General features: G+C 55.7%; 16 protein-coding genes, 5 tRNA genes and 1 rRNA gene. All 22 read left to right on the forward strand.

Going from position 1 to position 21,905, the window contains the following annotated elements; translation table 11 throughout:
- Positions 1-17: 17 nt before the first annotated feature.
- The 22 genes from rrf to rpoC all read left to right on the forward strand — a co-directional run bounded on the left by rrf (position 18) and on the right by rpoC (position 21,774).
- Positions 18-131: ribosomal RNA gene (gene rrf, locus QUE75_RS03440) — 5S ribosomal RNA — on the forward strand.
- Positions 132-342: 211 nt separating this feature from the next.
- Complete coding sequence (locus QUE75_RS03445) at positions 343-1,545, forward strand: DUF6160 family protein (protein WP_106693784.1); 1,203 nt, start codon at positions 343-345, stop codon at positions 1,543-1,545.
- Positions 1,545-2,630 (forward strand): hypothetical protein, encoded by a 1,086-nt coding sequence (locus QUE75_RS03450; RefSeq protein ID WP_286253647.1) that lies wholly within the window; start codon positions 1,545-1,547, stop codon positions 2,628-2,630. Before QUE75_RS03445 ends, QUE75_RS03450 begins: the two co-directional genes overlap by 1 nt.
- Positions 2,627-3,178 (forward strand): hypothetical protein, encoded by a 552-nt coding sequence (locus tag QUE75_RS03455; RefSeq protein ID WP_061333944.1) that lies wholly within the window; start codon positions 2,627-2,629, stop codon positions 3,176-3,178. Before QUE75_RS03450 ends, QUE75_RS03455 begins: the two co-directional genes overlap by 4 nt.
- A gap of 11 nt (positions 3,179-3,189) precedes the next feature.
- Positions 3,190-5,589: a DUF6160 family protein gene (locus QUE75_RS03460; RefSeq protein ID WP_286253649.1), complete on the forward strand. Its 2,400-nt coding sequence runs from the start codon at positions 3,190-3,192 to the stop codon at positions 5,587-5,589.
- A gap of 115 nt (positions 5,590-5,704) precedes the next feature.
- Entirely contained in the window at positions 5,705-6,670 is a 966-nt protein-coding gene (locus QUE75_RS03465; protein WP_138438209.1) for a biotin--[acetyl-CoA-carboxylase] ligase, read from the forward strand.
- A gap of 44 nt (positions 6,671-6,714) precedes the next feature.
- Positions 6,715-7,401: a type III pantothenate kinase gene (locus tag QUE75_RS03470; RefSeq protein WP_318036585.1), complete on the forward strand. Its 687-nt coding sequence runs from the start codon at positions 6,715-6,717 to the stop codon at positions 7,399-7,401.
- Entirely contained in the window at positions 7,398-8,036 is a 639-nt protein-coding gene (locus tag QUE75_RS03475) for a hypothetical protein (RefSeq protein WP_106693779.1), read from the forward strand. Before QUE75_RS03470 ends, QUE75_RS03475 begins: the two co-directional genes overlap by 4 nt.
- A 31-nt stretch (positions 8,037-8,067) precedes the next feature.
- Positions 8,068-8,143: transfer RNA gene (locus QUE75_RS03480), tRNA-Thr, on the forward strand.
- 40 nt (positions 8,144-8,183) lie between these two features.
- A tRNA-Tyr gene (locus QUE75_RS03485) sits at positions 8,184-8,267 on the forward strand.
- Between the two features lie 10 nt (positions 8,268-8,277).
- Positions 8,278-8,352, forward strand: a tRNA-Gly gene (locus tag QUE75_RS03490).
- 13 nt (positions 8,353-8,365) lie between these two features.
- Positions 8,366-8,441, forward strand: a tRNA-Thr gene (locus tag QUE75_RS03495).
- A gap of 50 nt (positions 8,442-8,491) precedes the next feature.
- Positions 8,492-9,688 carry an elongation factor Tu gene (tuf, locus tag QUE75_RS03500; protein WP_068351550.1) on the forward strand — a complete coding sequence of 399 codons (1,197 nt, stop codon included), beginning with the start codon at positions 8,492-8,494 and terminating at the stop codon, positions 9,686-9,688.
- A gap of 44 nt (positions 9,689-9,732) precedes the next feature.
- Positions 9,733-9,808 (forward strand) — tRNA-Trp (locus QUE75_RS03505).
- 33 nt (positions 9,809-9,841) lie between these two features.
- Positions 9,842-10,210 carry a preprotein translocase subunit SecE gene (gene secE / locus QUE75_RS03510; protein WP_072678396.1) on the forward strand — a complete coding sequence of 123 codons (369 nt, stop codon included), beginning with the start codon at positions 9,842-9,844 and terminating at the stop codon, positions 10,208-10,210.
- 12 nt (positions 10,211-10,222) lie between these two features.
- Entirely contained in the window at positions 10,223-10,756 is a 534-nt protein-coding gene (gene nusG, locus QUE75_RS03515; protein ID WP_058092381.1) for a transcription termination/antitermination protein NusG, read from the forward strand.
- A gap of 119 nt (positions 10,757-10,875) precedes the next feature.
- Positions 10,876-11,307 carry a 50S ribosomal protein L11 gene (gene rplK, locus QUE75_RS03520; RefSeq protein WP_058092380.1) on the forward strand — a complete coding sequence of 144 codons (432 nt, stop codon included), beginning with the start codon at positions 10,876-10,878 and terminating at the stop codon, positions 11,305-11,307.
- Position 11,308: 1 nt separating this feature from the next.
- Positions 11,309-12,007, forward strand: a complete 699-nt coding sequence (gene rplA, locus QUE75_RS03525; RefSeq protein ID WP_058092379.1) for a 50S ribosomal protein L1 — start codon at positions 11,309-11,311, stop codon at positions 12,005-12,007.
- A gap of 212 nt (positions 12,008-12,219) precedes the next feature.
- On the forward strand, positions 12,220-12,750 hold the full coding sequence (rplJ, locus tag QUE75_RS03530; protein WP_061333835.1) for a 50S ribosomal protein L10: 531 nt from the start codon (positions 12,220-12,222) through the stop codon (positions 12,748-12,750).
- 39 nt (positions 12,751-12,789) lie between these two features.
- On the forward strand, positions 12,790-13,164 hold the full coding sequence (gene rplL / locus QUE75_RS03535) for a 50S ribosomal protein L7/L12 (RefSeq protein ID WP_061333837.1): 375 nt from the start codon (positions 12,790-12,792) through the stop codon (positions 13,162-13,164).
- A gap of 242 nt (positions 13,165-13,406) precedes the next feature.
- Positions 13,407-17,483, forward strand: coding sequence for a DNA-directed RNA polymerase subunit beta (gene rpoB / locus QUE75_RS03540; RefSeq protein ID WP_286253665.1), 4,077 nt, complete (start codon positions 13,407-13,409; stop codon positions 17,481-17,483).
- A 76-nt stretch (positions 17,484-17,559) separates the two neighbouring features.
- Entirely contained in the window at positions 17,560-21,774 is a 4,215-nt protein-coding gene (gene rpoC / locus QUE75_RS03545; protein ID WP_058092376.1) for a DNA-directed RNA polymerase subunit beta', read from the forward strand.
- The last annotated feature ends 131 nt before the right edge of the window (positions 21,775-21,905 follow it).

Raw genomic sequence — 21,905 nt, forward strand, 5'->3', positions numbered from 1 at the left:
AGTGATCATCCGTTTTGCCTGACGACCATAGCGGTCTGGAACCACCTGATCCCATCCCGAACTCAGAAGTGAAACAGACCAGCGCCGATGGTAGTGTGGTTCGCCCATGTGAGAGTAGGTCATCGTCAGGCTCTTAATACCAAAGCCCCAGCATCCTTGATGTTGGGGCTTTTTTATTTGTGTTTTCGAAAGTATGACTCGCCGCACAGCTACAACCTGCAAACAAAGTTAACATTCGGTAAAGACTGGCCGACCCAGAATATAAAAAGAGCCAGCTTCAGAGACACTCATCAGTCATTCAATCGATGCCGTCAATAACAAGAAACGGCGCAGGGTGTGGCTATGAGTAAAAAACTGCAGGCACTTGTTGTTGCCATTGTTTCCCTGCCGGTATCCGCCGAAGCAGGTCTTCAGCCTATTTCCGATGAGCAGATGTCGGAAGTCACCGGGCAAGCATTCCTTTCGGTTGATCGCCAATACCATCCCGATCCGGACAACACTACCTCTTATACCCGCGTTAACCTTGGCATGGACATAGAAATCCAGACCAATGTTGATGTTCTGGAGCTTGGCCGTTATGAACGGGAAGGTGAGAAGGCCGGCTCATCGGACGTCTTGATAAGGGATTTTGCGCTCGGCTATATCAACAACCAGGCCTACTATCAACGTAACCCCAAGGCGGCGAGACAATATCGTCCGGATGGCTCTTCTTATAACGAGAACGAAATCGTTCCGTTCATGATCGATAACCCCTTTTTCGAGTTTGCATTTGATGAGGCGACCAACGAAGTGGTTGGTGTTCGCCTTGGCTTTGGTGATGCAATGGGAGTGCTGTCGGGTAAGATCGAAACCCTGACGGGTAATGTGAATGTGGACATTATTGATCGGGGCGAAGGGCTGCGGGATGCCAGTTCCAGCGGTAACTTCTTTGATCAACTGATTGTTTTGCTGACCCCTCTTCTGGAAGGCGGAAGTCCCCTGGCAACCAAAGCGCAGCTGGTCTACGGCGATGATAACGATCCTCGGGTGGGTGAGCTTGACCCAATAAGAGCAGAGTACATCGGTATCCCCAACGGCGAAAAATTCGTTCTGGAGAACGCGGGCAGCTTCACCCGCTGGTCGGTTAAAAACCTGATTGGCTGGGGTTCGAGCTCGGAGATAGAGGTTCCCAATTGTTCATTCTTTAGCTGCGGCTCCGGTGATATCTACGTGTATGCCGATGGCTGCAGGGTGTTGGGCATTGACGCCTGTTTTGATCTGGATATCTACAACAGCTTCCCTATAGGGCAGGTAGAAGAGGTAAACGGAGAGCGTAGGCTCACCGGCCCTGCGGACGGAGCGTTCATTTCTTTCCAGACCAAAGATCTGGATTGGCTGAAAGACGTTAAGAAAAGCGATCTGACGGTGGAGGACTTTATCCGGGCGACCTCAGGAGCCTTCTTTAATATTCCGAACGGTGCCACCGAGGTTAACCTGAACGAAGCCCTGAATGGGACCGACCGGTATCGTACTGAGTATATCGACCGCGGCCGGGGGCTGTTCTGATGAACGGGCGTAGGCTGTCCTGTAAAGCAGGCTTCGGCTCTGCCTTTGCTGGCGTGTTTCTTGTTTTGGTTGCTATTACTCCGGCCTCCGCCCTGGCGGAGCTGGAGCGGCTCGCCGAGTCGGAGATGTCTGAGATAGATGGCGCAGGTATTGGTCTGGTATTCGATAACTTTACCTTTTCCCACGGCACTGACCGGCCGGACGCTGACGGCAACCAGGCTCGCATCTTCCGTATATCCGGTATCAAGAGCACCGATGGTCGGGAAGTGGATATCACGGTCAATCACCTGTATATCGCAGGCGCCAATTCAAATTACGGGGAAAACCTGACGCCGGTGAATCTTGGCAGGCTGGTTAATCCTTGGCGAATCGATATTGTTGACGGAAATGGCATTGGTGTTCCCGATAAGGCGGTTCTTGAACTGGCCGCGCCGAGCAAGATTCCGGGAGCTGAAGGGTTCGACTGCATGGGCGCCTCTGCCGCCGCCGGCAGTGGCCAATGTTCCAGTCGACCGGCCACAGCTGACTGGATTGGCGAGCGGGCAGATATCGGTATGCAGATGAATGTCGCCGTTGGCGATGACCGTTCAGCGAATCTCAATATCCATGCCCGAAGTGCTGTTATTGACGGGAGTTATCTGCGTTTGTGGGGTGATGACCAGCGCAGCCAGATGGCGGGGCAGTTCAAGCTCAACTTCTATTCACCCGAAGTGTCCATCAATGCCTGTACCCAAGACGGCACCGCTTGTGGTTCCCGGATTACCATGTCGGATTTTGCCTTGGAGCTGGCGATTGGTAACAGTTTACAGCCGGTATTTTTCGACGTTGATGGCGGCGGAAATTTCATCCTGGAGGTGGAAACCATTCGCTCCCCGGGCGCCGGCCAAATTGCTGCAAACGGACTGAGGGCCGGGAGTAATGCCCAAACCTGGGATTTCTACCAGGATTACTACAGCAACCCTGAGTATCGAAGTAACCTCCAGATCGGCAACTTCAGCGTTGGCGACCGTGATTTCGGCGCTGCACGGGTTGAGGGCATGCTGATACAGCATTTGCAAATACAGACAAAGGATCTGGCGCCATGACTTTTTCATACGCAGTTCCTGTGCTCTCGCTGCCACTGATGGCAGTCCTCACCTTGCCGGCCAGCGCCGAGATGGCGCCGCTGGAAGATGAGGCCTTGTCGAAGGTAGCGGGACAGGGCGGAATTTATCTGTCGGGGGACATCAGCATCAATGAAATGGGCGGGCCGGTAGAGAATGCTTACTTTGGCCGTTGCGATGAAACGGACAAAAAATGCGGTGCCCGGTTTGCCTATCGCTTGAAAGAAGACGGCGGCTGGATGGTTCTTGATGAAATTCGGGGGCTGTTTGCGTTCGAGGGGTTAACGCTAAGGGTAAGAAAGATCGATTCCGGGTTTGGCGGCGACGGCGAGCTGTTTGATCGGGATGTGATTGAACTGGGGTTGCCAGATACCGTTCGGTTTACCGATGTGCATTTCAAGGTCGCAGCCAGCAGTACTGCCAGGCCGACCGATCCGGGGTTCATCCAGACCGATATTTTTGCGGTGCAGATGCAGGGTGATGTCATCATGCAGGGCAACCTGCTGGTCTTTCCGGACGGAAACCCATGAGGAAAAGCCTAATGGCCATGACAGATGCTCGTCTTTCCACGGCTCCTCTTTTATTGGTATCGATGGTGCCCGTGCTCGTTAACCCTGTGGCTGCCATGGAGCGGTTGGATGATACCGCCCTATCAAAGATTCAGGGGCAGAGCGGTATCACATTGGAGATGGAGTTGAACCTCTCCGCCGACCGCCTCTCCTATTATGATGATGGCAAGGGTGTGCATCTTGAGGGTATGCGCGTTGGATCGTCCAGGGGAGATAATGCGGGGGCGTTCCATCGGGTAAAGGTTGACATTGGGGCCGATGCATCATTGAACCTCGATTATCTGGTAGAGGATCGAAGAGTCGAGTTTTCAGATATACGCCTGGCCGGAGCCCCCGGTGTGGGTATGGGGGGGATATTCTTTGATCACTCCCTGCAGGGTAGCCTGCGTATTCGACAAGGTGGGGCTGTGGGCGGCAGTGGTTACACCTTCGATACCGCCTACACCATGACGGGTGGGCGATTGGGATACCGAACCAATGGCAACAGCGTCTTCCTGGATGATATCACCATGGACGTCCAGGCTCTTGGGGTTACGCTGGATGTTGTGGGGGACACGCTGCAGCTGGTTTCCCCGGAGGTGATTGGCAACTGGAGCGTTGGTGCCATTCGCTACAGCAACGAACCGGGCAATTACGGCCAAAGTTTTAGTTCTGCCACGGGGCTGCCCTTGCCAAGCTACGGTGGGCTGCAGGGGCACTACGAGCTATCCTCCGTGACCGACATTCGGGCCGGTGGCCGGTCGGGTGAGGGGTTAAGGCTGGATAATGAAACCATCATCCACACGGCATCGTTTATCTATCTGGATGATGGCAACGGCCTGGCTTTGCGGGATATCACCGGTGACTATCGCATACACGACCTTCGCCTGGATGTTTCAGAGGACGGGCGTGGTCGACCTGCGGTTGCGCTGACCCTTGGTGGATTGCAGGGTAATCTGAATATCGGCTCTATAGAGGTGGGCAGTAGCGGCCAAAGCTTTGGCTCGCTGAATCTGTCGTTTTTACTGGAAGACCAGATATTCAACGGTCGAACCTATCGCAATGAGTTGTATCTCCAGGGTGGAGGGCACCCTGACGCCGGCCCGCAGGGACTGCGCATGGCAACGGAGTGGAGTTTGCGCCTCGCTGATCTGAGCTACACGGAAGATGGCAATCGTGTGATCTTCAGCGGTCTGCAGTCCTGGGGATCGGGGGATGTCACCGTCAATGTCACGCGCAACGAAGTACGTAATGGCACACGGTTCTACGATGGCCTGCGAATTGGCTTTGAAGGCCTGGAAGCGGGTTATCGTATCAACGGGCTGAGAGTTGGCAGTGATGACGCACCGCTTCAGGGCGGTACCGAGTTGCTGTTGGCGCTGGGATTCTACCCCGCCTATGAGTTTGAACTGGATGGGCATATAACCCTGGGTGCCGGCGGCGCCTCGGGAGAGGGGCTCACAATCAATTCCGACATCCAGATTCGGGATGGTAAGGCAGCGGTGATCGCGGCTCCCTATGATGAAGGTAATGGCGAAATCGCCCAGAAGGGACTTTGGCTGACGGAAATGACTTATGACGGTCATGTCCGGGATATGACCCTGGATGTGACCGAAGAGGGGCTGGCCATTGGCACCGGGGAGTCCTGGAGCACCATGGATATCGGCAATGTGCGGGTGGGTACCAAGGACCACGGCGCCAGTATGGGACGGTTACGAATTCAAAAATATCAGACCGGCAGCACGGCTTTGGTGAAGCCCGGAGGGGCCGGAGATATCTGTGTCGGGGGGGCTGGTAGTTCTGAGGGGGCCTGTGTGGCCGCCGGCGGGCAGTGGGAGACTCGGGGCAGCGAGGGTGTGACCATCGACATGGTGCAGGTTCTGGCTCGAGCCGAGGGCGACGATAAGAAGAACGCCTTGATGTGGGAGAGTAATCGCGCCGTGGATAGTCAGGGAAGGCCAATAAACAACACCGGTATGAAGTTGTTGGTTAACGATATCTATACCAGTGATGGCGGTGACTTTGATGGTGATGGCGTTGAAGACAATCGCTTCGGGATTCGAACCGATCTGTCGGTGGATGTCTACCAGACCAGGGTGACCAAAAAAGAGGATGGGCCTGACGCCCAGGGCGTCGTGGGAAGCCGCGGCGATGAGAAAATCATGAGCCCCGGGTCGGCGGCTGGGTACCGGTATGTAGCCAATCCAGGCCCGGGAGACGTTGCTAACCGCCCCCTTGGTTTTGCGGTAAAGGCAGATACCCGTTTCAAGGAGCTCTCAATCAATAACATCGATCTGATCCATCCTGTCGGCGGCAGTCAAACGGTTGTCTACGGAGCGAAATTCCAGAATGTAGATATCCGTGCGAACCTGACCGCAACCCCCATACCCTGACGATTCAGGGGGCCGGTTATGGCAAACGGGCAGTCAAGGCGACTGTCCTTTTTGTGTTTTTGGCTGTCCTGTTGTTTAATCCGGGCTGTTCCATGTCGCCTCCGGAAGTTGTTTCATGAAATCCAGCTCGCTGTTATCCCTTCTTGAAGATCGTCGAATCCATTCCGGCGAATCGCTGGCGCAAACGCTCGGTATTTCCCGAACGGCGGTCTGGAAGCAGATTCGCAAGGCGCAAGCCGAAGGCGTGGAAATCAGAACCATCCGCGGGCAGGGTTATCAGCTCATCTCTACGTTGGATCTCCTGGCAAGTGACCGCATTCGGCAAGCACTGCCGGAGCGCCTGCATAACGTCATTGCCCTTGATGTTCTGGATACCGTTGACTCAACCAACGCGGAAGTGGCGCGACGGTTGACCTCGGAGTTGAAAGGCGTGCCGGTGGTGGTGGCTGACAGCCAGACTGCAGGTCGTGGCCGCCGGGGGCGTCAATGGGTGAGTCCGCAAGGAGAAAACCTTTATCTGAGCCTGGGGTTGAGTGTTCAGGGCGGGTTTTCTGCCCTCGACGGTATGAGCCTTGTATTGGGGGTGGCGGTCAGTCGGGCCCTGTCGACCTTTGGGGCAACGGATGCCGGTTTGAAGTGGCCCAATGATCTGTTCTACGGTGACCGGAAGCTCGGCGGGATACTGGTTGAGATTCAGGGAGAGCTTCAGGACGGAGAAGTGCAGGTTATTGCTGGTATAGGGATTAACGTGCATATGAAGCAGGCTGAGTTGGTCGACCAGCCATGGATAAGTCTGGCCGAGGCATGGCCGGATGTCGTTTGGACGCGAAATGCTCTGACGGCGGCCATTGTGTCGGAGGTAGTAGAGATTATCGCGCAGTTCGAACGTCAGGGCTTTGCCCCGTTCAGGGATGAATGGCAGGCACGGGATATCTTTTTCAGCAAAGATCTGGTGGCCAGAGATGGCGGCGTTGAGGGCAGAGGTGCTGGTATTGATGCCGCAGGCAACTATCAGGTTGATACCCCTGAGGGGCTGGTGCCCGTCAGGGCCGGAGATATCAGCTTGCGGGTGCGATCATGATTCTTTTGCTGGACTGTGGCAACACCCGGGTAAAATGGCGCCTCATGGCCGATGGAGTCGTCGTGCATGACGGTGGGGGAGCCCTGGAAGAAACAGTGACTTTTACTGATTTGATACCGTACGCCCGCAAGATAGATCGTGTTGCCGTATCGACAGTCGCATCGGAACAGAGCCGACTGCGCCTAGAGGAGCGCTTGGCAACCGTTACCTCTGCCCCGGTTCGATACCACTGGGCGGAGGTGAGCCGGGACGGGCTCAGGAATTCCTACCAGGAAGTGGCCAAAATGGGTGCCGACCGATGGCACGCAATGGTGGCCGCGTGGGTTGGCGCCCGGCGCAGTTTCGCCGTCGTGGATGCGGGCAGTGCAGTGACTATTGACTATGTCGATGGCCAGGGCCAGCACCTGGGCGGGTATATTCTGCCAGGGCTGCATATGATGCGACGGAGCCTCAAGCTGGATGCCGCCCGCATTGGATTCGAATACGACGAACAGATCAACGCTGCGCCGGGCCAGTCCACCGGTGAGTGCGCAAACCACGGTCTCGCATGGCTGACAGAGAGCCTCGTTCAGCGTCTGCATGGTGATGTTGGTCGACTCGGGCTGGAACGAGTTGTTTTAACCGGCGGAGATGCGGGTCGTTTTCAGTCGTTGGGTCTGAAGGCGGAGCATCGGCCTGGTCTGGTGCTGGAGGGGGTGGAAATCGTCGATCTTCAGGAATCGCAGGCATGAGGCTGGTTGCGTTGGTGTTGTTGCTGGCCAACCTGGCTGTCTGGTTTGCCCCCGGCTTGATTCCGCCGGTCACCTATGAGGCGTCGGCCGGTGGTATTTTGCCTCGCGTTGCAAGCCTGAAAGTGTCCGATTCGAGTGAGCAGGCTCCGCTACCTCCCACGGAGTGTGTCAGGGTCGGTTGGTTTGACTCCCGCGAGGACGCCACTGCATTTGCAGAACGGGTTGGCGAGCATTTCCGCATTGAGGAGCGAGAGCGGGAGCTGCCGCCGCTGAATTGGGTGATGATCCCTCCGCAGCCCAGGGAGGTGGCGCTATCCCAGTTTCGCGATCTCTTTAGTCGTGGCGTGGAGTCTTATGTGGTGACAGAGGGTGAGTACCGAAACGCCATCTCGCTTGGCCTGTTTGAGTCGAGGGCAGCAGCAGAGTCTGTGCTGGAGGAAAAAAAACAGCAGAATCTCAATGTAGTGCTAGTCAACTTCCCCCGAAATCGTATAGGATACGCCCTCGTTTTTGATGTTGAGCCAGCAAGGGAAACCGAGGTGGTTCAGGCGGTTGAGGCGGAAAGTCACAGCAATTTCGACTTCGTTGAAATCTACGCTTGTGAAGGTGTTGCATCACCAGAAAAAAATCCGTAGTATACCGCCCTCGCTGAACAGGCGAATGTGAGCTGGCGTAGCTCAGTTGGTAGAGCAGCTGACTTGTAATCAGCAGGTCGGGGGTTCGATTCCGTCCGCCAGCTCCACTTTAAGTTTTGAGCAGATTTGCGGTTGCAGATCTGTACGGGAGGGGTTCCCGAGTGGCCAAAGGGATCAGACTGTAAATCTGACGCGAAAGCTTCGCAGGTTCGAATCCTGCCCCCTCCACCACTAATTGCTCGCGGGCATCGTATAGTGGCTATTACCTCAGCCTTCCAAGCTGATGACGTGGGTTCGATTCCCACTGCCCGCTCCAATTTGGTTTCAATGCTCATGTAGCTCAGTCGGTAGAGCACATCCTTGGTAAGGATGAGGTCACCGGTTCAATTCCGGTCATGAGCTCCATTTTTATCCGGTCAACGTTACGATCCTGGTTGATTAGGGAGATTGGTCGAATGTCTAAAGCAAAGTTTGAGCGTAACAAGCCGCACGTAAACGTGGGCACCATTGGTCACGTTGACCATGGTAAGACCACTCTGACAGCCGCCCTGACTCGTGTATGTCACGAAGTATGGGGTACTGGTGAGAGCCGTGCTTTCGATCAGATCGATAACGCACCGGAAGAGCGTGCGCGTGGTATCACCATCGCGACCTCTCACGTTGAGTACGATTCTCCGACCCGTCACTACGCACACGTAGACTGCCCGGGGCACGCGGATTATGTTAAGAACATGATCACCGGTGCGGCCCAGATGGACGGCGCTATCCTGGTTTGCTCCGCAGCTGACGGCCCCATGCCGCAGACTCGTGAGCACATCCTGCTGTCCCGTCAGGTTGGTGTACCGTTCATCGTTGTGTTCCTGAACAAAGCGGACATGGTAGACGATGAAGAGCTGCTTGAGCTGGTAGAGATGGAAGTTCGTGACCTGCTGAGCCAGTACGACTTCCCGGGTGACGACACTCCGATCATCACCGGTTCTGCGCTGATGGCTCTGGAAGGTAAAGACGACAACGAGATGGGTACTACCGCTGTTAAGAAGCTGGTAGAAGCCCTGGACGACTACATCCCTGAGCCGGAGCGTGCGATTGATCAGCCGTTCCTGATGCCGATCGAGGACGTATTCTCCATCTCTGGTCGTGGTACCGTTGTTACCGGTCGTGTAGAGCGTGGCATCATCAAAGTAGGTGACGAAGTGGAAATCGTGGGTATCCGCGACACCACCAAGACCACCTGTACTGGTGTTGAGATGTTCCGCAAGCTGCTGGACGAAGGTCGTGCCGGTGAGAACGTAGGTGTTCTGCTGCGTGGTACCAAGCGTGACGACGTTGAGCGTGGTCAGGTTCTGTGTGTACCGGGCTCCATCAAGCCGCACACCAAGTTCGAGTGTGAAGTGTACGTACTGTCCAAAGAAGAAGGTGGTCGTCATACTCCGTTCTTCAAGGGCTACCGTCCGCAGTTCTACTTCCGGACTACTGATGTAACCGGTTCTTGTGAACTGCCGGAAGGCGTTGAAATGGTAATGCCGGGTGACAACGTGAAAATGACTGTTACCCTGATCGCTCCGATCGCCATGGAAGATGGTCTGCGCTTCGCGATTCGCGAAGGCGGCCGTACCGTTGGTGCCGGCGTGGTCTCCAAGATCATCGAGTAACCTTCGGGTTACTCGTTGTTTGTTGCGCTGAGTTGTTTCGGTGCAGGCCAGTAGCTCAATTGGCAGAGCAGCGGTCTCCAAAACCGCAGGTTGGGGGTTCGATTCCCTCCTGGCCTGCCATTTTTCAACATCCGGATACATAAGTTGATTCCTATGGAGTCAAAAGCCGTTCAGTCAGCCGGCCGTTTCGATACCGTGAAATGGCTGGTTGTTTTCGTTTTGATTGCCGTCGGCGTTGTCGGTAATCAGTACTTCAGTGCCGAGTCCGTGCTATATCGGGTTCTGGCTCTTGTTGCGCTAGGCTTGGTTGCTGCGTTTGTGGCGTTGCAAACCGAGCGGGGGCGGCGTTTTGCCACCCTGTTAAAAGAAGCGCGTGTCGAGATCCGGAAAGTCGTCTGGCCGACCAGGCCAGAGTTGATTCAGACCACCATCATTGTGGTTGTGTTTGTTCTGGTAGTGGCGCTTATTTTGTGGGGCATGGATTCGCTGATCAGTTGGCTGGTCGCCGGATTTATCGGTTAACGGGAGTGGGCAATGGCTAAGCGCTGGTACGTCGTTCATGCGTATTCTGGCTTTGAGAAGCATGTAATGCGCACTCTTAAAGAGCGTGTGGCGCTCGAGCAGATGGAAGACAAGTTCGGCGAAATCCTGGTTCCGACTGAAGAAGTGGTCGAAATGCGGGACGGGAAGAAGCGCAAGAGTGAGCGCAAGTTTTATCCCGGCTACGTACTGGTCCAGATGGAAATGGACGACGCCTCGTGGCATCTTGTCAAGAATACACCTCGGGTACTGGGCTTTATCGGCGGTACCAAAGACAAGCCGGCTCCGATTACTGAGCGCGAGGCTGAGGCTATTCTGCGTCGTGTTGAAAGTGGTGCAGACAAGCCCAAGCCCAAGACGCTGTTCGAGCCAGGTGAAATTGTTCGCGTTGTTGAAGGTCCGTTTGCAGACTTCAACGGTGTGGTAGAAGAAGTCGACTACGAGAAGAGTCGAGTGAAGGTTGCCGTTCTTATCTTTGGCCGTTCTACTCCGGTTGAGCTGGAGTTCGGGCAGGTCGAAAAAGACTGATGGCGGCTTTGAAAATTGAAAGCTCGCGCGCTACGGCGACGCGGGCTTTTTGTGTCTGCTTAAAGCAGTTGTGAAAAACCGGGGAGCCGAAAGGCGTTCGAACCCACAGGAGATCTATCATGGCAAAGAAGATTGAAGCCTATATCAAGCTTCAGGTTGCTGCCGGTCAGGCCAACCCGAGTCCCCCCGTTGGTCCTGCGCTGGGTCAGCGTGGTGTTAACATCATGGAATTCTGTAAGGCGTTCAACGCCAAGACTCAGGGCATGGAGCCTGGTCTGCCAATTCCGACCGTTATCACCGTTTACAGTGATCGCAGCTTCACATTCATCACCAAGACCCCGCCTGCGCCGGTCCTGCTGAAGAAGGCCGCTGGCATTAAGAGTGGCTCTGGTCGTCCGAACACTGACAAAGTGGGTACGGTTACCCGTGCTCAGCTGGAAGAAATCGCCAAGACCAAAGAGCCGGACATGACTGCTGCCGATATGGAAGCAGCCGTTCGCACCATCGCTGGTACTGCCCGCAGCATGGGCCTGAACGTGGAGGGTCTGTAAGATGGCTAAGCTGAGCAAGCGTCAAAAGCTGATTCGTGAAAAAGTAGACTCCACCCGCGCCTACTCTGTAGACGAAGCGGTTGCGCTGCTGGCCGAACTGGGTCAGAACGTGAAGTTCAAAGAGTCTGTAGACGTAGCGGTTAACCTGGGTGTTGATGCACGTAAATCCGACCAGGTTGTGCGTAGCAGCACTGTTCTGCCTCACGGTACCGGTAAATCCGTGCGTGTGGCTGTGTTCACCCAGGGTGCCAATGCCGAGAAAGCGACCGCGGCCGGTGCCGACATCGTAGGCATGGACGACCTGGCTGATGAAGTCAAAAAAGGCAACATGGACTTCGACGTGGTTATCGCCACTCCGGATGCCATGCGTGTTGTTGGTCAACTGGGCCAGATCCTCGGTCCCCGTGGCCTGATGCCGAACCCGAAGGTTGGCACCGTAACCGCTGATGTTGAGACAGCGGTTAAGAATGCCAAAGCTGGTCAGGTTCGTTACCGTACTGACAAAAACGGCATTATCCACGCTCCGCTGGGTAACGTTGAGTTCTCTGCCCAGAACATCAAGGAAAACCTTGAAGCTCTGGTGGCAGACCTGAAAAAGGCCAAGCCTGCATCGTCCAAGGGTGTGTATCTGAAAAAGATCACCATCTCTTCTACGATGGGTCCTGGTCTGACTATTGATCAGGGTACTCTGAGTCTCTGATTGGTAGTTACTTTGTAGTCTGGGCGGAAGCCAAGGCTGTCAAAGACCGCAGGCCCCCGAAGCCCTTGGTAACAAGGGCTGCAAGGGTTAAAGCAACGCCTGCGCAGACGGTGTGAAGACGTTCTCTCTGAACCCAAACACCGTTAGGCGTCCTCGTTGAGGACAATGATGGGTTTGCCGGCATAACGCTGGCGAAATCGAGGAGAAATCCAGTGGCAATTAGACTCGAAGACAAGAAGGCGATCGTCGCTGAAGTCAACGAGACTGCTGGAGCTGCTCTGTCTGTGGTTTTGGCTGACTACCGTGGTGTCACCTCTGGTGACATGACTGCCCTTCGTGCCAAAGCTCGTGCCGAGAATGTTCGTCTGAAGGTTGTTCGTAACAATCTGGCGAAGATTGCTATCAAAGGTACTGAGTTTGAGTGCATCGATCCGGCGCTGGTTGGCCCGACCATTCTGGCTTTCTCTATGGAAGATCCGGGTGCCGCTGCGCGCCTGCTGAAGGATTTTGCCAAAGAGAAAGAGGCGTTTGAGATCAAGGGTCTGGCTGTCGGCGGTGAGCTGATGGGCGCAGAACAGATCGATCGCCTGGCCACGCTGCCGACGCTGCACGAAGCGTTGACCAAGCTGGCTATTGTTACACAGGCACCAGTTACCAAGCTTGCACGTACCCTGAACGATATTCCGGGCAGGATTACACGTGTTGTAGCTGCAGTCCGCGACCAGAAGCAAGACGCTGCTTGATTCTGTTGAACACCATTTTTTACATTTTCGGAGAAAGTCATGGCTCTGTCTAAAGACGATATTTTGAATGCAATTGCTGAAATGAGCGTAATGGAAGTTGTTGAGCTCGTTGAAGCTATGGAAGAGAAGTTCAATGTTTCTGCTGCCGCTGCTGTTGCCGCTGCACCTGCTGCTGCCGCTGGTGGCGAAGCTGCTGAAGAGCAGACCGAGTTCGACGTAGTTCTGACTGGCGCTGGCGAGAAGAAAGTCAACGTCATCAAGGCCGTTCGTGAGCTGACTGGTCTGGGTCTGAAAGAAGCCAAGGAAATGGTTGACGGCGCTCCTTCTACTGTTAAGGAAGGCGCTAGCAAGGACGAGGCTGAAGAAGCCAAGAAGAAGCTTGAGGAAGCAGGCGCTTCTGTTGAGCTCAAGTAATAGTCGGCTGTTGATCGACACCGTGCGTTAAGCATGGATGGGCTGGTGGCTCTGTGCCACCGGCCTTTTTCTGTTGTATATGCTATAGAGTCTGGTGTGCTTTTACGGGTTAATGTCAGATCTATAACCTACAGCCAGAGTCTTGTTCAAGACGGCGCGATAAGCCGAGCAATTCGGCCCCGAAGCAGAACATTTGATTGCTTCTTGATACCAGGTATCAGGTCTAAAGCTGGGGAATGCAGATGACTTACTCCTACACTGAGAAAAAGCGGATTCGCAAAGATTTTAGTAAATTGCCTTCCGTGATGGACGTCCCCTATTTGCTGTCTATTCAGCTGGATTCGTTCCGGGACTTCCTGCAAATGGAAGCCGCTCCTGAAGACCGCCGGGAAACCGGTCTTCACGCAGCGTTCAAATCCGTATTCCCGATTGTCAGTTACTCTGGCAACGCCGCGCTCGAGTATGTGAGCTATCGAATCGGCGAGCCAGTGTTCGACGTCAAGGAATGTCAGCTCAGGGGCGTTACTTACGCCGCGCCGCTGCGGGTGAAAGTCCGCTTGATCATTTATGACAAGGAATCGTCCAACAAGGCGATCAAGGACATCAAAGAGCAAGAAGTCTACATGGGCGAGATGCCCCTGATGACTGAAAACGGTACCTTCGTGGTCAACGGTACCGAGCGTGTTATTGTTTCCCAGCTGCACCGTTCGCCTGGCGTCTTCTTTGATCACGACAAAGGCAAGACTCACTCCTCCGGCAAGCTGTTGTATTCGGCCCGAGTGATTCCTTACCGTGGTTCCTGGCTTGACTTCGAATTCGATCCGAAGGACTCCGTGTTCGTTCGTATCGACCGTCGTCGTAAGCTGCCTGCGTCGATCCTCCTGCGCGCTCTGGGGTACACCTCTGAGCAGATGCTCGACATGTTCTTCGAAACCAGTAAGTTTGCTCTGGGTGAAGAAGTCTGCAAGCTTGAGTTGGTGCCCAGCCGGCTGCGTGGTGACATTGCGACCTTTGACATCAAAGATAAGGAAGGCAACGTCATTGCTGAAGAAGGCCGCCGTATTACGGCGCGTCACATCAAGCAGTTGGAAAAGGCCGGCATTACCGAGCTGGAAGTTCCCACTGAATACCTGTACGGCCGTGTTCTTGCCAAGGACATGATCGATCAGTCTACCGGCGAAGTGCTGGTGGAATGTAACACCGAGCTGACCGAAGAAGTCATCACCAAGATTCTCGGCGCTGGTGTTAAGGATATTGAAACTCTTTACACCAACGATCTGGATTGTGGTCCGTTCATGTCTGATACCCTGCGTATCGACCCGACCCGAACTCCGTTGGAAGCGTTGGTTGAAATCTACCGGATGATGCGCCCGGGCGAGCCGCCCACCAAGGAATCCGCGGAGAACCTGTTCAACAACCTGTTCTTCTCTGAGGAGCGCTACGACCTGTCCGGCGTTGGCCGGATGAAGCTCAACCGTCGCCTTGGTCGTGACGAGAGCACCGGTGAGGGCACGCTGACCCACGACGATATCATCGACGTGCTGAAAACCCTGATTGCCATTCGTAATGGCCAGGGCCAGGTGGATGATATCGACAACCTGGGCAACCGTCGGGTTCGCTGTGTTGGCGAGATGGCTGAAAACCAGTTCCGGGTAGGCCTGGTACGGGTTGAGCGCGCGGTTCGAGAGCGTCTGAGTCTGGCTGAAAGCGAAGGCCTGATGCCGCAGGACCTGATCAACGCCAAGCCTGTTGCGGCCGCAGTCAAGGAGTTCTTTGGTTCCAGCCAGCTGTCCCAGTTTATGGACCAGAACAATCCGCTGTCTGAGGTAACTCACAAGCGTCGTATCTCCGCGTTGGGTCCGGGCGGTCTGACCCGTGAGCGTGCCGGCTTTGAGGTTCGGGACGTTCACCCGACCCATTACGGCCGTGTGTGTCCTATCGAGACTCCGGAAGGCCCGAACATCGGTCTGATCAACTCGCTGGCAACCTATGCCCGTGCCAACTCCTACGGCTTCCTGGAAAGTCCGTACCGTAGAGTCGTCGACGGCGTGGTGACCGATGAGCTGGTGTATCTGTCTGCGATTGAAGAGAGCAACTATGTGATCGCTCAGGCCAGTGCTGCTACCGATGATGGCAAGCGCCTGACCGACGAGCTGGTTACCGTGCGTCACCAGAACGAATTTACCGTCGCCCCGCCGGAAGCGGTTAACTTCATGGACGTATCTCCACGCCAGGTTGTATCGGTGGCGGCGTCTCTGATCCCGTTCCTTGAGCACGACGATGCTAACCGGGCCCTGATGGGTGCGAACATGCAGCGTCAGGCGGTTCCGACGCTGAAATCACAGGTTCCGCTGGTCGGCACCGGTGTAGAACGCACCGTTGCCCAGGATTCCGGCGTGTGCGTGACCGCCCGTCGTGGCGGTGTGATTGAAAGCGTGGACGCTGCCCGTATCGTGGTGCGCGTAAACAACGAAGAAACCGAGGCCGGTGATGCAGGTGTGGATATCTACAACCTCACCAAGTACACCCGCTCTAACCAGAATACCTGTATCAACCAGCGCTCCATCGTGCGTCAGGGCGATGTGATTGCCCGTGGCGACGTGCTGGCAGATGGTCCCTCCGTGGATCTGGGTGAGCTGGCGCTGGGCCAGAACATGCGCATCGCGTTCATGCCCTGGAACGGTTACAACTTCGAGGACTCCATCCTGATCTCCGAAAAGGTGGTTCAGGAAGACCGGCTGACCACGATCCACATTCAGGAACTGACCTGTGTGGCCCGTGACACCAAGCTGGGTAGCGAAGAAATCACTGCGGATATTCCGAACGTTGGTGAAAGCGCCCTGTCCAAGCTGGATGAGTCCGGTATTGTCTACATCGGTGCGGAAGTGGGCCCGGGCGACATTCTGGTGGGTAAGGTCACGCCGAAAGGTGAGACCCAGCTGACACCGGAAGAGAAGCTGCTGCGTGCGATCTTTGGTGAAAAGGCCTCTGACGTTAAAGATACCTCTCAGCGTGTTCCGACCGGCACCCGCGGAACGGTTATCGATGTTCAGGTATTCACCCGTGACGGTATCGAAAAAGATGCCCGCGCTCAGTCCATCGAGAAAGAGCAGCTCGATCAGTACCGTAAGGATCTGAAAGACGAGTACCGCATTGTCGAAGGCGCTACCTATGAGCGTCTGACTGCAGCACTCAACGGCCAGGAAGTGATCAGTGGCCCGGGTCTGAAGAAGGGCGCCAAGCTTGATGAAGCCTATCTGGCCGATCTGCCGCGTCCGGACTGGTTCAAGCTGCGCATGAAAGACGAAGCTCTGAACGAACTTCTGGAGAAATCCGAGCAGGGTCTGGAAGATCGCAAGAAAGAGCACGAAGCCCGCTTCGACGACAAGAAAGGCAAGCTGCAGCAGGGCGATGACCTTGCCCCGGGCGTGCTGAAAATCGTCAAGGTTTACCTGGCCATCAAGCGTCGCATCCAGCCGGGTGACAAGATGGCCGGTCGTCACGGTAACAAGGGTGTTATCTCTGCGGTAATGCCGATTGAGGATATGCCTTACGACGAAAACGGCACCACCGTTGATATCGTGCTCAACCCGCTGGGTGTTCCTTCGCGGATGAACGTTGGTCAGGTTCTGGAAACCCATCTGGGCGCAGCCGCCAAGGGGCTGGGTGAAAAGATCAGCCGGATGCTGGAAGAGCAGCGTAAAGTGGCTGAACTGCGCAAGCTGCTGGATGAGATCTATAACCACTCAGATGAAGTGACCAAGGTTGATCTCGACAGCTTGAGCGACAAGGAAATCCTGGAGCTGTGCAGTAACCTGCGTGACGGTGTCCCGATGGCAACGCCGGTCTTCGACGGTGCCAAGGAAGCCGAGGTCAAGCGTATGCTTGAGCTGGCCGACATGGATACCAGTGGTCAGGTCAAGCTGTACGACGGCCGCACCGGTGATGCATTTGACCGTCCGGTGACTGTGGGCTACATGTACATGCTCAAGCTCAACCACTTGATCGATGACAAGATGCACGCTCGTTCCACCGGCTCTTACAGCCTGGTAACCCAGCAGCCGCTGGGTGGTAAGGCGCAGTTCGGTGGTCAGCGTTTCGGTGAGATGGAAGTCTGGGCTCTGGAGGCATACGGTGCCGCCTATACCCTGCAGGAAATGCTTACCGTCAAGTCTGATGACGTCAACGGTCGGACCAAGATGTACAAGAACATTGTCGATGGTGATCATCGTATGGAGCCGGGCATGCCCGAATCCTTCAACGTTCTCGTCAAGGAAATCCGCTCGTTGGGTATCGACATCGAGCTGGAATCCGAGTGAGCCGAATTGTTTTTGGCAGCGTGAGCGGGCACCTCGTGTGCCCGCCCGAGATTAACGCCATCCGGAGCTTTTACTGATGAAAGATTTGCTGAATCTTCTCAAGAGCCAGAATCAGAGCAAGGAATTCGACGCCATCCGTATCGGACTGGCTTCGCCTGACATGATTCGTTCCTGGTCTTTTGGCGAAGTAAAAAAGCCTGAGACCATTAACTACCGTACCTTCAAGCCGGAGCGTGACGGTCTTTTCTGTGCCAAGATTTTCGGCCCGATCAAAGACTACGAGTGCTTGTGCGGAAAATACAAGCGCCTGAAGCATCGCGGCGTTATCTGTGAAAAGTGCGGTGTTGAAGTCGCACTGGCCAGCGTGCGCCGTGAGCGTATGGGCCATATCGAGCTGGCCAGCCCGGTCGCTCACATCTGGTTCCTGAAGTCATTGCCGTCCCGTATTGGCCTGATGCTGGACATGACCCTGCGAGATATCGAGCGGGTTCTGTACTTTGAATCCTTCATCGTTATCGATCCGGGTATGACCACCCTGGAGAAGGGCCAGTTGCTGAATGACGAGCAGTACTATGAGGCCCTGGAAGAATTCGGTGACGAGTTCGACGCCCGTATGGGTGCCGAGGCCATCAAAGAGTTGCTCGAAGCTATCGATCTGCAGGCGGAAGTTGACGCCCTGCGGGAAGAGATTCCCCAGACCAACTCCGAGACCAAGATCAAGAAATTCAGCAAGCGCCTGAAAATTCTTGAGGCGTTCCTGTACTCCGGTAACAAGCCGGGCGACATGGTGATGACCGTTCTGCCGGTTCTGCCGCCCGATCTGCGCCCGCTGGTTCCCCTGGACGGTGGCCGTTTTGCCACTTCCGACCTGAACGATCTGTACCGTCGGGTCATTAACCGGAACAACCGTCTCAAGCGCCTGCTGGAACTGAACGCTCCGGATATCATCGTGCGCAACGAGAAGCGTATGCTGCAGGAAGCGGTTGACGCCCTGCTGGATAACGGTCGTCGTGGTCGGGCCATCACTGGCACCAACAAGCGTCCGCTGAAGTCTCTGGCTGACATGATCAAGGGTAAGCAGGGTCGTTTCCGTCAGAACCTGCTGGGTAAGCGAGTCGACTACTCTGGCCGTTCCGTGATCGTGGTGGGTCCGTACCTGCGCCTGCACCAGTGCGGTCTGCCCAAGAAGATGGCCCTGGAGCTGTTCAAGCCGTTCATTTTCTCCAAGCTTGAGCACCGTGGCCTGGCGACCACCATCAAGGCCGCCAAGAAAATGGTCGAGCGCGAGGAAGGCGTGGTCTGGGATATCCTGGACGAAGTCATCCGCGAGCACCCAATCCTGCTGAACCGTGCGCCCACCCTGCACCGTCTGGGCATCCAGGCGTTCGAGCCGGTTCTGATCGAAGGTAAAGCGATCCAGCTGCACCCGCTGGTGTGTGCGGCTTACAACGCCGACTTCGACGGTGACCAGATGGCGGTACACGTACCGCTGACCCTGGAAGCCCAGCTTGAAGCCCGTGCGTTGATGATGTCCACCAACAACGTGCTGTCTCCAGCGAACGGTGAGCCGATCATCGTACCGTCTCAGGACGTGGTATTGGGTCTGTATTACATGACCCGCGAGCGCCACGCTGCCCTGGGTGAAGGCATGGTGTTTGCTGATGTCAAAGAAGCCCATCGTGCCTATGGTGCCGGCAAGGTTGACCTGCAGGCGAAGGTCAAGGTGCGGGTTAAGGAAGTGGCCTATGCCGAAGATGGCAGCAAGTCCGAAGCCTACCGTGTGGTTGATACCACCGTTGGCCGTGCTTTGTTGTTTGATATCGTTCCTGACGGCCTGCCGTTTGAAATCGTCAACCGTCCTATGGTCAAGAAGGCGATTTCCAACCTGATCAACACCTGTTATCGGGACGCTGGTCTGAAAGATACTGTCATCTTTGCTGACCAACTGATGTACATGGGTTACCACTATGCAACCCGTTCCGGTATTTCTATCGGCTTCAACGACTTCGAGATTCCGCCGGAGAAGTATGAGCTGGTTGATGCGGCGTCTGACGAAGTAAAAGACATCGAGAACCAGTACGCATCCGGTCTGCTGACCCAGGGTGAGAAGTACAACAAGGTGATCGATATCTGGTCCCGCGCCAACGATAAAGTGTCCAAGGCGATGATGGAGCGTCTGTCCAAAGAGCAGGTTATTGGTCCTGACGGCCAGCCTGTGAAGGGTGAAGACGGCGAAGACCTGATGCAGGAATCCTTCAACTCCGTCTACATGATGGCCGATTCCGGAGCGCGGGGTTCCGCTGCCCAGATTCGTCAGTTGTCCGGTATGCGTGGTCTGATGGCCAAGCCGGATGGCTCCATCATCGAAACGCCGATTACCGCGAACTTCCGTGAAGGTCTGAACGTACTCCAGTACTTCATCTCCACCCACGGTGCTCGTAAAGGTCTGGCGGATACTGCACTGAAGACCGCGAACTCCGGTTACCTGACCCGTCGTCTCGTTGACGTGTCCCAGGACCTGGTGGTGACCGAGGAAGACTGCGGTACCGATGAAGGTCTGCTGATGACGCCGCACATTGAAGGTGGCGACGTTGTTGTGCCGCTGGGTGATCGTGTTCTGGGGCGTGTGACAGCCCGTGACGTATTCACCCCAACCGACAAGGACAACGCTGTTGTTCCGGCCGGCACTTTGCTGGACGAGAAAACCGTTGAGATGGTCGAGCGCGCCGGTGTGGATGAGATCTGGGTTCGCTCTGCGATTACCTGTGAGACTCGTCACGGCATCTGCTCCAAGTGTTACGGCCGCGATCTTGCCCGTGGTCACCGTGTTAACGTGGGTGAGGCCGTCGGTGTTATCGCTGCCCAGTCCATCGGTGAGCCAGGCACTCAGCTGACCATGCGGACCTTCCACATTGGTGGTGCGGCCAGCCGGGCCTCCGCCGTGGATAACATTCAGGTCAAGCACGGCGGCACGGTACGTCTGCACAACCTGAAGTCCATCGAGAAGACCGATGGCTCCCTGGTTGTGGTGTCCCGTTCTTCGGCCCTGGCGATTGCCGACGAGCAGGGTCGTGAGCGCGAGTGGTACAAGCTGCCCTACGGTGCCGTTCTGTCTGTGAAGAACGGTGACGTGGTTGAGGCCGGCGTTGTAGTTGCCAAGTGGGATCCGCACACGCATCCGATCATCGCCGAAGCGAAAGGCACGGCCAAGTTTGTCAACATGGAAGAGGGCATTACTGTCCGTACCCAGGCTGACGAGCTGACCGGTCTGTCCACCATGGAAGTGATTGACCCGAAAGAGCGTCCTGCTGCTGGTAAGGACATTCGTCCGGCTATCCAGCTGATTGACGATGCGGGTGAAGAAGTAGAACTGCCAGGCGGTGGTACCGCGATCTTCTTCCTGCCGGCTAACGCGCTGGTGACCATGGCTAATGGCGCGAAGATCGAGCTGGGTGACGTAGTTGCCCGTATTCCGCAGGAAAGCTCGAAGACCCGGGACATCACCGGTGGTCTGCCGCGGGTTGCCGACCTGTTCGAGGCTCGTCGCCCGAAAGAGTCTGCCATCCTGGCGGAAATCAGTGGTGTGGTGTCTTTCGGTAAAGAGACCAAAGGCAAGAAGCGCCTGGTCATCACGCCGAAAGATGACGATGCCTATGAGGTTCTGATTCCGAAGCATCGCCAGCTCAACGTTTTCGAAGGTGAAACGGTTGAGAAGGGTGAGGTGATTTCCGACGGTCCGTCCAACCCGCACGACATCTTGCGTCTGCTGGGTGTGGTCGAGCTGGCCAAGTACATCACCAACGAAATCCAGGATGTGTACCGCCTGCAGGGTGTTGTCATCAACGATAAACACATCGAGGTTATCGTTCGGCAGATGCTGCGCAAGGTGGAAATTACCGATCCGGGTGATACCACCCTGCTGTCTGGCGACCAGGTGGAAATCACTCAGGTGCTGGAAGAGAACGAAAAGGCGAATCAGGCGGACAAAGAGCCTGCCAGATTCGAGCGTCTGCTGCTTGGTATTACCAAGGCATCGCTGGCCACCGAATCGTTCATTTCTGCGGCTTCGTTCCAGGAAACCACCCGGGTGCTCACCGAAGGTGCGGTGACCGGTAAGCGTGACTTCCTGCGTGGCCTGAAAGAAAACGTTGTGGTTGGCCGGTTGATTCCGGCGGGTACCGGTCTGGCTTACCACAGCGAACGTCGTCGCAAGCGTGACCTGGAAGAGCAGGGCGTGACCGCGGCAGATGTTGAAGAAGCTCTGAGCGCGGAGCTCAACCGAGAAGGTTGATTGCCGGCGTGCCATTCTCGGGGTAGTTACTTATCCCGAGGGTGGTTAAAAAGAGAACAGTCATCTTGACTGAGTCGGGGCGCAGGCTTACACTTGCGTCCCTTAAATTTTACCCCCTGCACAGGGGGTAA

It is taken from the genome of Marinobacter shengliensis (assembly GCF_030297115.1).
Lineage (GTDB): Bacteria > Pseudomonadota > Gammaproteobacteria > Pseudomonadales > Oleiphilaceae > Marinobacter > Marinobacter shengliensis.